11 protein-coding genes and 1 riboswitch are annotated in these 12,533 nt (G+C 52.7%); of the genes, 8 read left to right on the forward strand and 3 right to left on the reverse strand.

Annotated elements, in window-relative coordinates; all coding sequences use genetic code 11:
* Positions 1 to 39: 39 nt before the first annotated feature.
* Positions 40 to 1,428, reverse strand: coding sequence for a lysine-sensitive aspartokinase 3 (lysC, locus tag EX31_RS11810; protein WP_037034949.1), 1,389 nt, complete (start codon positions 1,426 to 1,428; stop codon positions 40 to 42).
* 106 nt (positions 1,429 to 1,534) lie between these two features.
* Positions 1,535 to 1,724, reverse strand: a riboswitch (Lysine riboswitch).
* Positions 1,725 to 1,952: 228 nt separating this feature from the next.
* On the opposite strand from lysC, the gene pgi reads away from it, so the two are divergent.
* The 4 genes from pgi (at position 1,953) to ubiA (ending at position 5,795) form a co-directional block, all read left to right on the forward strand.
* Entirely contained in the window at positions 1,953 to 3,599 is a 1,647-nt protein-coding gene (pgi, locus tag EX31_RS11815; RefSeq protein WP_037034950.1) for a glucose-6-phosphate isomerase, read from the forward strand.
* Positions 3,600 to 3,850: 251 nt separating this feature from the next.
* Positions 3,851 to 4,258, forward strand: a complete 408-nt coding sequence (gene psiE / locus EX31_RS11820) for a phosphate-starvation-inducible protein PsiE (RefSeq protein ID WP_013577375.1) — start codon at positions 3,851 to 3,853, stop codon at positions 4,256 to 4,258.
* 89 nt (positions 4,259 to 4,347) lie between these two features.
* Complete coding sequence (ubiC, locus tag EX31_RS11825) at positions 4,348 to 4,887, forward strand: chorismate lyase (RefSeq protein ID WP_013577374.1); 540 nt, start codon at positions 4,348 to 4,350, stop codon at positions 4,885 to 4,887.
* 41 nt (positions 4,888 to 4,928) lie between these two features.
* A complete protein-coding gene (ubiA, locus tag EX31_RS11830; protein ID WP_037034952.1) occupies positions 4,929 to 5,795 on the forward strand; it encodes a 4-hydroxybenzoate octaprenyltransferase in 867 nt (288 codons plus the stop codon).
* Positions 5,796 to 5,895: 100 nt separating this feature from the next.
* Here the strand turns inward: ubiA and plsB are convergent, their stop codons facing one another.
* Complete coding sequence (gene plsB / locus EX31_RS11835; RefSeq protein WP_013577372.1) at positions 5,896 to 8,379, reverse strand: glycerol-3-phosphate 1-O-acyltransferase PlsB; 2,484 nt, start codon at positions 8,377 to 8,379, stop codon at positions 5,896 to 5,898.
* Positions 8,380 to 8,496: 117 nt separating this feature from the next.
* On the opposite strand from plsB, the gene EX31_RS11840 reads away from it, so the two are divergent.
* From EX31_RS11840 to EX31_RS11855, 4 genes are all read left to right on the forward strand, one after another.
* Positions 8,497 to 8,865 (forward strand): diacylglycerol kinase, encoded by a 369-nt coding sequence (locus tag EX31_RS11840; protein ID WP_013577371.1) that lies wholly within the window; start codon positions 8,497 to 8,499, stop codon positions 8,863 to 8,865.
* Between the two features lie 119 nt (positions 8,866 to 8,984).
* Positions 8,985 to 9,593 (forward strand): transcriptional repressor LexA, encoded by a 609-nt coding sequence (lexA, locus tag EX31_RS11845; RefSeq protein ID WP_013577370.1) that lies wholly within the window; start codon positions 8,985 to 8,987, stop codon positions 9,591 to 9,593.
* A gap of 298 nt (positions 9,594 to 9,891) precedes the next feature.
* A complete protein-coding gene (gene dinF / locus EX31_RS11850; RefSeq protein ID WP_037034954.1) occupies positions 9,892 to 11,256 on the forward strand; it encodes an MATE family efflux transporter DinF in 1,365 nt (454 codons plus the stop codon).
* 189 nt (positions 11,257 to 11,445) lie between these two features.
* Positions 11,446 to 11,655: a CsbD family protein gene (locus EX31_RS11855; RefSeq protein WP_013577368.1), complete on the forward strand. Its 210-nt coding sequence runs from the start codon at positions 11,446 to 11,448 to the stop codon at positions 11,653 to 11,655.
* Between the two features lie 158 nt (positions 11,656 to 11,813).
* On the opposite strand, the gene zur is transcribed toward EX31_RS11855, so the two are convergent.
* On the reverse strand, positions 11,814 to 12,323 hold the full coding sequence (gene zur, locus EX31_RS11860; protein WP_037035116.1) for a zinc uptake transcriptional repressor Zur: 510 nt from the start codon (positions 12,321 to 12,323) through the stop codon (positions 11,814 to 11,816).
* Positions 12,324 to 12,533: the final 210 nt, after the last annotated feature.

A 12,533-nucleotide genomic window follows, 5' to 3' on the forward strand; every position in this document is an offset into this window, starting at 1 on the left:
GGGCACATGGCCCGGTCTTCTCACATACCGCGCCCGTCATTATTCGAACAGGTTGCGGTGTAGAGTTTTAACGACCTGATCGGCATCGTTGCCCGGCACCAGGAAGCACAGGTTGTAGCTGCTTGCGCCGTAGCAAATCATGCGGATATTGAACGGGTCCAGCACGCCGAACACTTCTTTGCCGACGCCACAGGCCTGGGACAGTTTGTTGCCGATGATGGCGACCAGCGCCAGATTTTCTTCCACTTCCACGCGGCACAGTGAGGATAATTCTGTCAGCAGCGAGGTGGTCAGCAGGCTGGCATCAGAAGAGGTCGAACCGGTGGTATCCAGCGTCAGCGCTACGCTGACTTCGGATGTTGTAATCAGATCCACAGAGATACTGTGGCGTGCCAGAATGCCAAACACTTCGGCGAGGAAACCGCGTGAATGCAACATGCTCAGGCTGTGCAGCGTGACCAGCGTTTGTCTGCGACGCAGGGCTATCGCGCGGAACAGCGGCGGATTATCGCTGGTATCACACACTAAGGTGCCGCCGCCTGACGGGTCTTTGCTCGAGCCTACAAACACCGGGATACCGCGACGCACCGCGGGCAGCAAAGTGGCTGGATGCAGAACTTTGGCACCAAATGTCGCCATTTCAGCGGCTTCTTCAAACGCAATGCGGTCAATACGTTTTGCCGCCGGCACCAGACGCGGGTCGGTGGTATAAATCCCCGGAACGTCAGTCCAGATATCCACACGGGAAACGCTCAGCGCTTCACCCAGCAATGCGGCGGTGTAATCGCTGCCGCCACGGCCAAGCGTCGTGGTGCGGCCTTTGCCTTCTGAGCCGATAAAACCTTGTGTGATTACCAGGGCGTCCTGCAAGCGCGGTTGTAGCTGCTGAACGGTTAACTCGCTTAATACCTGCGTATCCGGCTCCGCGCGCCCAAAGCGATCGTTGGTACGCATGATTTTACGTACGTCGAACCATTCCACTGGCACGTTGCGCTGGCGGATGATTTCAACAAACAGCAGGGTGGACATCAGTTCGCCATGGCTCACCAGTTCGTCGGTCAGTGCGGTAGAGGTCGCAAGGCTCGCCGCTTCTGACAGCATGGCGATATTTTCCAGCATGCGGCCGATTTCTTCGCGGATCACGGTGGGATTATCGAGGCGGTCGATAATGGCGCTCTGGATGCGGCGAATTTCATCAAGCAGGAACACCCGGCGTTCGGTTTCTTTACCTTCTGCCAGCTCAACTAATAAATTGGTGACGCCCGCAGAGGCGGAGAGAACAACCAGACGCACTTCAGGGCGCGACAGCACGATATCCGCGCTGCGGTTCATTGCGTCGAAATCCGCCACGCTGGTGCCGCCGAATTTGGCGACGATGACATTGCCCAAAGGCTGCTGGCTGGCGTTGCGGGATACTGCGTGATTCATGTAAAACCTCGTGTCCGGGTCGCCATATCATGACGGCCATCGATTCCATAAGAATTGGCACAAAGGGAAGAGCGGGAAACGGGAGCAGGCGTAGAGATACTACGATACACCCAGAAGCGCCCCACCTAGCCGACACCCTGTTGGGTGTTCCGGTGACAACCCAGGGGATTCAGCCCCTGTAGTCGATCATTTGCCTGCCGCGGGCTTATGATCTCGGCGCCGCTCCCCCTGATGTATCTTCGTAGGATTTCGGCTCCTCCGATACACTGCCTGGGCGACGCGCCTCTTCTGGCTCGCGCATCGAGCGCGCGAGTTAGGCGCTTAGGAATAGCCGTTTATCGCCCGTCTGTCAACGGTCAGGCAATGCATGCGCCACATTTTGAGCGATTCTCATCTAATATTGTTCTCTGTCATTGTGATTAAGCAGATCTAACCTATCGCAAGAAAAGGCATCTCTTCCCGGGAACTTCAGGCTACAATCGGGACAGTTACCTCATATTTATTCTCAGCCTAAGAGCATTGCTATGAAAAATATCAATCCAACTCAGACCGCTGCCTGGCAAGCCCTGCAGCAGCATTTCGACAAGATGAAAGATGTGCAGATTAGCCATCTGTTTGCTGAAGATGGTGATCGTTTCTCCAAATTCTCTGCCACGTTTGAAGACCAGATGCTGGTCGATTTCTCCAAAAACCGCATCACCGCAGAGACGCTGGATAAGCTGCAGGCGCTGGCGAAAGAGACTGACCTTCAGGGCGCAATCAAATCGATGTTCTCTGGCGAGAAGATCAACCGCACCGAAGACCGTGCTGTTCTGCACGTTGCACTGCGTAACCGCAGCAACACGCCAATCGTCGTGGACGGCAAAGATGTGATGCCGGAAGTGAATGCGGTTCTGGCGAAAATCAAAGGCTTCACCGAACGTGTTATCGGTGGCGAATGGAAAGGTTATACCGGCAAAGCCATCACCGACGTGGTGAACATCGGTATCGGCGGTTCAGACCTCGGTCCGTTCATGGTCACTGAAGCGCTGCGTCCGTACAAAAACCACCTGAATATGCATTTCGTCTCCAACGTTGACGGCACGCACATCGCTGAAACGCTGAAAGATTTGTCTCCGGAAACCACGCTGTTCCTGGTTGCATCAAAAACCTTCACCACGCAGGAAACCATGACCAACGCCCACAGCGCGCGTGACTGGTTCCTGAAAACCGCTGGCGATAACCAACACGTGGCGAAACACTTCGCGGCGTTGTCCACCAACGGTAAAGCGGTGAGCGAGTTTGGTATCGACACCGATAACATGTTCGAATTCTGGGACTGGGTCGGTGGCCGTTACTCTCTGTGGTCCGCAATCGGTCTGTCTATCGCGCTGTCTGTCGGTTTCGATAACTTCGAACAGTTGCTGAGCGGTGCGCACGCGATGGATAAACACTTCGCGAATACGCCGGCTGAGAAAAACCTGCCGGTACTGCTGGCGCTGATCGGCATCTGGTACAACGATTTCTACGGCACCGAAACCGAAGCTATCCTGCCATACGACCAGTACATGCACCGTTTTGCTGCTTACTTCCAGCAAGGCAACATGGAATCTAACGGTAAATTCGTTGACCGTAACGGCAACCCGGTGGATTACCAGACTGGCCCGATCATCTGGGGCGAACCGGGCACTAACGGTCAGCACGCGTTCTATCAGCTGATTCACCAGGGGACTAAAATCATCCCTTGTGACTTCATCGCATCGGCCATCAGCCATAACCCGCTGAGCGATCACCACGCGAAACTGTTGTCTAACTTCTTCGCCCAGACCGAAGCGCTGGCATTCGGTAAATCTCTGGATGTTGTCGAGAAAGAATTCGCCGATCAGGGTAAAAAACCAGAAGACGTTAAACACGTTGCGCCGTTCAAAGTGTTCGAAGGGAACCGTCCGACCAACTCCATCCTGCTGCGTGAAATCACGCCTTACAGCCTGGGTGCGTTGATCGCGATGTACGAACACAAAATCTTCACCCAGGGCGTGATCCTGAACATCTACACCTTCGACCAATGGGGCGTAGAACTGGGCAAACAGCTGGCAAACCGTATCCTGCCAGAACTGGAAGGTAGCTCAGAAGTGACAGGCCACGACAGTTCCACGAACGGTTTAATCAACCGCTTCAAAAACTGGCGCTAATCCCTCGTCATCCTTCAGACTGTTTCAGCGTTGGCTGCGTGAACTCACCCCGGTCACTTACTTATGTAAGCTCCCGGGGCTTCGTTCCCTTGCCGCCTTGATCCAGCCCGAATGATTTAGAGGGACAGGTCGAAATATTTCTCAATAAAAGGGTTAGCCTTCACCGGCTGGCCCTTTTTTAATGGCGCTTTTCCTGTGCTGACTCTGTGGTATTCTGCGGGGATTAATAACAAAAGTGGGATGTAGATCACATGGCAGGATCAAAACGGGCATTAATGATATCCGTCATTATGCAGCGAATTTTGAACGTATTCTTATTAGGACTGGCCGCGATTCTGATGATTTTTATCGGGCGCGAAACCTATCATTTAGCAATGGTGTTGTTCGTGAATAACGATCAGTCTTCGTCATATCTGCTCATTGAAGGGATTGTAATTTACTTCCTCTATTTTGAGTTTATTGCCCTGATTATTAAATATTTTTCGTCGGGCTATCATTTCCCGTTACGGTATTTTATTTACATCGGCATCACCGCGATTATCCGCCTGATCATCGTCGACCACAAAAGTCCTTATGACACATTGGTTTACGCCTGCGCGATCCTTGTGCTGGTCGTGACACTGTTTCTGGCCAATAGCGAACGTCTGCGCCGCGAATAAATCAGGCAATTACTGCCTCGCATTGATGCGCTAGAATGCGAGGCAGATAATTCATTGGAGGTATGAATGCCTTCATTACGGAGCCGTTGATGTCTGATCCCCATTCCCCCGAACCATCCCCGATCCACTGGTTTGACGACCCTTCGCAGGTGCCTGCGGATGTGGCTGACTGGCTGATGGAAATGGGATCCATGACCCGCCGGTTTGAAAAGCAGGGTGTTACCGTCACCGTGAAACCGCAAAATGAATGTTTTGTCAGTCGCGAAGAACTGGGTGAAAGCGAAGCACAGCAGTTGCCGGAAAGTGCCCGTTACTGGATCCGAGAAATCGTGCTGTTTGGCGATGCCGAACCCTGGCTACTGGGGCGCACGGTCATTCCTGAAGAAACGCTGACCGGGCCGGATCTGGCGCTGGTCGATTTAGGCACGGTGCCGCTGGGGCGCTATCTGTTTAGCGGGAACAACTTGTCCCGCGATTACATTCACTTAGGCCAGTTACACAGTGAACAGGGAGAATTATGGGCGCGCCGTTCCCGCCTGCGTTTGTCTGACAAGCCGCTGCTGCTGACCGAAATTTTCCTCCCGGATTCGCCGGTTCACCGCCCTGAGGGCAAAGTGAGCAAGGCATGAGTCAGACTAATCAACAAGGAGAACAGAGAGTGTCAGGAAGTATGACGCAGGGCACATGGCGTGATTACTGCCGCCTGATGCGCATTGATAAGCCGATTGGCTCACTGCTGCTGTTGTGGCCAACGTTATGGGCATTGTGGGTCGCGGGGGGGGGAATGCCGTCTGCGAAGATTTTGCTGGTCTTCGTGCTGGGCGTGTTCTTCATGCGTGCCGCCGGTTGCGTGGTGAATGACTACGCTGACCGTAAGTTTGATGGTCACGTTAAACGCACCGCTCACCGGCCATTGCCGAGCGGGGCGATCACCGGCAAGCAGGCGAAAATATTATTCGCCGGACTGGTGCTGGTGTCATTCCTGCTGGTTCTGTTGCTTAACCGCATGACCATTTGGCTGTCTCTGGCCGGACTGGCGCTGGCATGGATTTATCCGTTCATGAAGCGCGTCAGCCATCTGCCGCAGGTGGTTTTGGGCGCGGCATTTGGCTGGGCAATTCCGATGGCGTATGCCGCTGTGAGCGAAAGCGTGCCGCTTAGCTGCTGGTTAATGTTCGTGGCAAATATCTGCTGGACGGTGGCTTACGATACGCAATACGCGATGGTCGATCGTGACGATGATTTGAAGATCGGCGTGAAATCGACAGCGATTCTGTTTGGTCGTTTTGACACGCTGATCATCGGCCTTCTGCAACTGGCAACGCTGATCCTGATGGGGATTGTCGGTCATCTTTCCCAGCTCAGCGCCCCGTTTTACTGGTCGTTGCTGCTGGCTGCTGCGCTGTTTGTGCATCAGCAAAAGCTGATTGCTAAACGTGAACGTGATGCCTGTTTTCTGGCTTTCCGCCAGAACAATTATGTCGGGCTGGTGTTGTTCCTCGGTATTCTGATGAGCCTGTCAGGCTTCAATTTTTAAGTGAGTTAGCCTGCGCGACAACAATTAAAAAAACGCCCGGACTCTGTAAAAAGTCCGGGCGTTTTGTTTTTTTTAATCTGATGTCTGGCGCTAATACGGGTTAATGATCGGTATCGCGTACATCCATCTTCGGTTCAGCCGGTGGCTCCGTTGCTTGCGGCAGCTCAGAAGGCATTCCCGCACTCTCGATAGTTAGCTTGATATCCGGTGTCATCAGGTCGCTGAGCATGAGGTAAATCTCACGCGTTTGTTCCTGAATGGCATCGCCGGTGTCACTGATATAGCCTTCTGCGCGCAGTGTGCCGACCAGCGTCGAGAACACAGCTTTATCGAAGAATTCAGGGGCATTGATACCGTGCAGCACGGATAAACGTTGCGCCATAATCCGGCTCTCTTTTTCCAGTGCACCGCGGTTGATGCTTGGGTTATTGGTGAGCAGGGAGAAGGTAATCGCGTAACGTTGCAGCGTTTCACGTACGCCAGCCGCCAGCAACTGGAGGGTGCGGATACGGGCCGGATTAAGTGTCAGCTCATCATCTTCAAGGTGAATGATTTGCTGACGCGCCAGTTCCAGCGTCAGAACATCCAGCACTTGTGGCAGCTCAGGCGTATCGAAATGCATAAACAGTTCGGCTTTGAGCATCGGATAAATCAGTTCGACCTGATGCAGTAATTCCGCGCGGCTGACCTGGCGGTGGTGCATCACAATGCTTGAAATCAGTGATGGCAACACCAGCATATGATGGATGTTGTTGCGGTAATACGTCATCAGCACGGCCTGTTCGCGAGGCAGAACGATGATGTCGCCAATGTTGTCTTTCTCAACCTGGAACTTATTCATGTTCAGCGCGTGATCAAGTAACTGGTCAGCGGTCAGATCAGGCACCGTCGAATCCGCGTTGTAAGGCACGTTACGCAGCAATTGCAGATAACAGTCGATTTGCTCGGTCAGCTGTTCGCGTGTCAGTGAACGCTGACGGGAGGCCAGCAGCGCGGTACAACACAAGTTCATGGCATTGGCTGCCGCTGAATTGTTGATGCGCACCATGATCTGTTCTGCCAAATCCTGCACTGTCGGCGTCAGCCAGCTTGGACGTTGTGCTTCGATCGGGTCGATGGCTTCACGCCAGGTTGGCACGTTCTGGTTCAGGTAAGTGGTCAGATGCAGCGGCTCACCGAAGTTCACGTAACCCTGGCCGAGGTTACGCAGCTTGCGCAACCCGTTAAGCATTTGCGTCAGGCTTTCTTTCTCTTTGGTCGCACCGCGTAATTCTTTCGCGTACGTACCCACTTCCATGACGTGCTCATAACCGATGTAAATCGGTACCAGCGTAATCGGACGTGAACCGCCGCGCAGCATGGCCTGAATGGTCATGGCCAGCGTGCCCGTTTTCGGCTCCAGCAGACGCCCGGTTCGCGAACGCCCCCCTTCCACAAAGTATTCCACCGAATAACCGCGGCTGAACAGTTCGCCCAGATATTCACGGAAAACTGTCGAATAGAGCTTGTTGCCTTTAAAGGTTCGACGAATAAAGAACGCACCCAGACGGCGGAAAATCGGGCCAGCCGGCCAGAAATTCAGGTTGATACCGGCGGCAATATGCGGCGGTACCAGACCCTGATGATAGAGCACGTAAGACAGCAGCAGATAGTCCATGTGGCTGCGGTGGCAAGGCACATACACAATTTCCTGACCGTCCAGCGCTAACTGGCGTACACGCTCGGCATTATTGACGTTGATGCCTTTGTACAAACGGTTCCACGTCCAGCTCAGCACACGGTCAGAGAGGCGCACGGCTTCATAAGAGAAGTCAGCGGCAATCTCTTCCATCAGGGCGATGGCGTTTTGTTGGGCTTTTTCGTGGGAAATTTTCTTGCTGCGGGCTTCGTCTTCAATCGCTTTCTCAATGGCTTTTGAGGCCAGCAATTTATTGAATAAATCCTGACGTGCCGGAAGACGCGGACCAACCGCAGCCAGACGCTGACGGGAGAAATGCATCCGCGCCACACGTGCCAGTTTTTGAGCAATCGTCTTATCTGTGCCGTGTTCCGTCGCCATATAACGCAGGGAAACGGTATTGGAGAAACGGACGAAACTGTCCCGCCCCAGCCACAGCACAGCGAAAAATTTCTGGATACCGTTCAGCACGCGCAGATGCGGTGTGTCGTCCTGACCTTCACGGCCCGGTGCACGACCAAACATTACCGACACCGGCAACATCTGAATGTCTAAATCCGGATTATTGCGGTGCAAATCAAGGTAGTCGTGGAACAGCTTTACGGATTCCTGCTTCGGCGTGTAATAAGAGAATACGCGCGGGCCTTCGGCTATAAAGACATGGCTTGGTAGCAGGGTGCCGTCAATTTCCAGCGGAATAAGAGGATCAGGCAGATTCTGCGCCAGACATTGCGCACGCAACGTCAGCAAATCGGCTTTGGAATTATAAGGTAATACGTACAAAATCGGCCGCGTCGGGTCTAAATGCAACTCGGTAACCGGATCTGAAGGTATGACCTTGCTCTTTACCAGCAATGAGAGTGGTAAATTCAATAATGTGTAATAAAGTCTACGCCAACCTGACATAAAAACGTGAAGCCTCTTGTTAGCAATTTCGCCGCAAGGATACCAGAAAGATCCGTGGAGATCTGTGGTCATATAAAAGCTAAAATGCTGCAAACACTCTAAGGATCAGTACCCCAAATGGCGAACCAAGTCACCGGATTTACCCGAATTTATAAAGCGGCCGGCTATTCCTGGAAAGGATTCAAAGCGGCATGGCAAAACGAAGCGGCATTTCGCCAGGAGGCCAGCGTCGCTATCCCGTTAATTTTGCTATCTTTCTGGCTTGATGTCAGCACCATTGAACGTATCCTGCTGGTGGGATCCGTCGTGCTGGTCTGTGTCACGGAATTGCTCAACAGCGCGGTGGAATGTGCAATAGACCGCATCGGGCCTGAGTTTCATGTGCTTTCTGGTCGCGCAAAAGATATCGGCTCTGCTGCCGTACTTCTGACCATCATATTGGCGATTTTTGTCTGGGTCAGCATCTTTTGGTCGCGATGGTTCTGATTTGGAATCTGCATTCCAGGAATCAACGTTATGCCCTGTTTTTATTCAATCTTAGGTTTTCATTGACCGTTTAGCTGTATATACTCACAGCAAGACTGTATAAACAACCAGGGGGCGGAATGAAAGCTTTAACGACCAGACAACAAGAGGTCTACGACCTTATTCGCGATCATATCTCCACCACCGGTATGCCACCAACCCGCGCAGAGATTGCATCACGTCTGGGGTTCCGTTCTCCCAATGCGGCGGAAGAGCATCTTAAAGCGCTGGCGCGTAAAGGTGTTATTGAGATTGTTTCCGGTGCATCACGCGGCATTCGTCTGCTGATGGAAGAAGAAGAAGGTTTACCGCTGATTGGCCGCGTTGCCGCCGGTGAACCGCTGCTGGCGCAGCAACATATCGAAGGGCACTATCAGATCGATCCGGCAATGTTTAAGCCGAGCGCCGATTTCCTGCTGCGTGTCAGCGGTATGTCGATGCGTGATATTGGTATCCTTGACGGCGATCTGCTGGCCGTGCATAAAACGCAAGACGTGCGTAATGGTCAGGTTGTGGTGGCCCGTATCGATGATGAGGTCACCGTGAAACGCCTGAAAAAACAAGGCAGTGTGGTGCAGTTATTGCCAGAGAACAGCGAGTTTCAGCCGATCGTGGTGGATTTGCGCGAGCAGAATTTCAGCATTGAAGGCTTAGCCGTAGGTGTTATCCGCAACGGCGACTGGATCTGACCTTCGTACTTCGAGCTATCTCTGCGTTGGCTGCCTTCGCGAACCCCGGTCACATACTTGTGTATGCTCCCGGCGTTCGCTTAGTTGCCGCCTTGATATAACGCGAATTACTCGGTCAGATATGACTAAGTCAGAAATTGCTGTGTCAGATAGACAAGACTAAAACTAATTGAATATGGATGGCGGCCGCCTCTGGCATCCATGTGAATTCAAAGAGAAATGCGTTTCTCTCATCATCGCCCCTTTCGGGGCGATGTCATTTACAGGCATAACCTGAACCTCCGGCATGAGATTCTCTATGCAACATCATTCCCTGCGACACACACTCAAAAACACCTTTTTAAGCCCTGCCGATAAAGCGCTCTGGATGCTGGCGTTGCCGATGATTTTTTCCAATATCACGGTGCCGCTCCTCGGCCTGGTGGATACCGCAGTGATCGGTCATCTCAACAGCCCGGATTATCTCGGCGGCGTGGCTGTGGGTTCGATGATCACCACTTTCCTTTTTATGCTCTTACTGTTTCTGCGGATGAGTACCACCGGCATGACCGCTCAGGCGCTGGGCGCGAAAGATAACCAGCTTCTGGCGCGTGCTTTTGTACAACCCTTTCTTCTGGCTGTGCTGGCGGGCGTCATTATTGTGGTATTCCGTCATCCGCTGATGGAGCTGGCGTTTCACATTGTCGGCGGCAGTCAGCCCGTGCTTGAACAGGCGAGGCTGTTTATCGAAATCCGCTGGTTCAGCGCCCCGGCTTCACTGGCGAATCTGGTGATCCTCGGGTGGCTGCTCGGCATTCAGTACGTTCGCGGGCCGGTGATTTTGCTGATTGCCGGGAATTTGCTGAATATCATTCTGGATCTGTGGCTGGTGATCGGGCTGGGCTGGAACGTGCGTGGCGCAGCCATGGCGACGGCAAGCTCCGAGTATTTCACGCTACTCATCGGGCTGTATTTCGTCTGGCGGGTGATGAAACGACGCGGTATCACCGGCGCAGAAATCACCTCCGCGTGGCGTGGTAATTTGCGCCGTCTTCTCGGGCTTAACCGCGACATCATGCTGCGCTCATTACTGTTACAGCTTTGCTTTGCATCGCTGACCGTTCTGGGCGCGCGGCTGGGCAGCCACATTGTGGCGGTCAACGCCGTGTTGATGAACCTGCTGACATTTACCGCGTTTGCACTTGACGGTTTTGCTTATGCTATCGAAGCGCATTCCGGTGAGGCATTCGGTGCCCGCAACCGCGAAAAACTGCTGAATGTCTGGCATGCCGCGTGTCGTCAGGCTGGGCTGGTTGCGCTGTTTTTTGCTCTGGTTTACGCGCTGGCGGGTGGGGCGATCATTGATGCGCTGACATCATTACCGGAATTGCGTGAGCTGGCGGACCGATATCTTGGCTGGCAAATTATACTGCCGCTGGTGGCTGTCTGGTGCTATTTGCTTGATGGCATGTTTATCGGCGCAACGCGTGGGCGGGATATGCGAAACAGCATGCTGGTGGCGGCGCTGGGGTACGGGCTGACATTGTTCACTTTACCGCTGCTGGGCAATCATGCGTTGTGGCTGGCGCTGACGGTATTCCTCGGGTTACGCGGGATTTCACTGGGCTGGATATGGCGTCGTTACTGGCGGCATGACACATGGTTTTCGTCTCCGTCGCACTGATTTTTCAGCTATTTTCAAAGAAATAAGCGCAGCTTTGTCGTTATTTCATGCTTTAGATTAATCCTAATAGTGGTTTTTATCCCTGTTTAGGGAGGATTAATCGAGATTCTCTACTAACCTTTAAAGTGTTAAGGACGAGCTGCAAGACGAAATGCAGTTCATAAAACCCAAGGTAACAGGAGATATTTTATGAATAAGGACCAAGCCGACGGTAACTGGAAGCAGTTCAAAGGGAAAGTGAAAGAACAATGGGGCAAACTGACTGATGACGACCTGACAGTGGTTGAAGGTAAACGTGATCAGTTAGTCGGTAAAATTCAGGAGCGTTACGGCTATCAAAAAGATCAGGCCGAGAAAGAGCTCAATGAATGGGAAACCAAAAACAAATATCACTGGTAAGACGCGACTCCCCCTCGCGTGCCAGTGACGTATCCTGAGATTTAGCTGCTCCTACCCGGAACGCTTCAGGATACGGGTACACGGATGTACCCAACCTCTTCTCTGTACAAAACATCCCCCTCTTACGAGTCACCTTCAAAACCTTAAAACCCGATCATTCAGCGTTTTTTCACCACAATACTGTGGTCGTGATCGCAATGGTCATGGCTGTCGCAGGTTTCTACTACTTTGCACTCTGCACATAAGCCATGCGCTTCAACGACGGAATGGCGAAGCTCAAATCCGGATTCTAATGACAGTTTTGCCAGACGCTCTTCAATGCCGTCGGTGGTTTTTTCGGTAACTAACCCGCAGCGGTCGCAGATAAACAGCGCAGAAGTATGACTTGGCTCTTCAAAATGATGGCAGAGAACATAGCTGTTTGCGGATTCAACACGGTGAATAAATCCCTGTTCCAGCAGAAAATCCAGCGCCCGGTAAACGGTCGGTGGTTTCGCCTGAGGTTCGCTTACGCGCAATAGATCCAGCAAGTCATAGGCGCTGATCGCACCGGGTTGTTGCGTCATCAGGCGCAGTACTTCCAGCCGCTGCGGCGTCAGGCGAACATTGCGCTGCTGGCAAAGTTCTTCAGCTTGTGAAAGTAATTTTTCCGGATTATTCAGGGTCATAGCAACGGTCTCTGAGCGCAGATTGGAATGAATAGGCCACATCATGCGACCACCGATGATTTTATCATGCTTGCACCAAAACGACGAATTATGCGCCATTCAGATGTGATGCAACGTCGGCATCCGCCTGCTCAGCGGCACAAGATGCCGAATCTTTGTTCTGTGGTATAATCAGCGATTACCTTCCCTCTGGCGCGAAGCCGGGGGGAG

Origin of the sequence: Rahnella sp. WP5 (assembly GCF_000745615.1) — a bacterium.
Lineage (GTDB): Bacteria > Pseudomonadota > Gammaproteobacteria > Enterobacterales > Enterobacteriaceae > Rahnella > Rahnella aceris.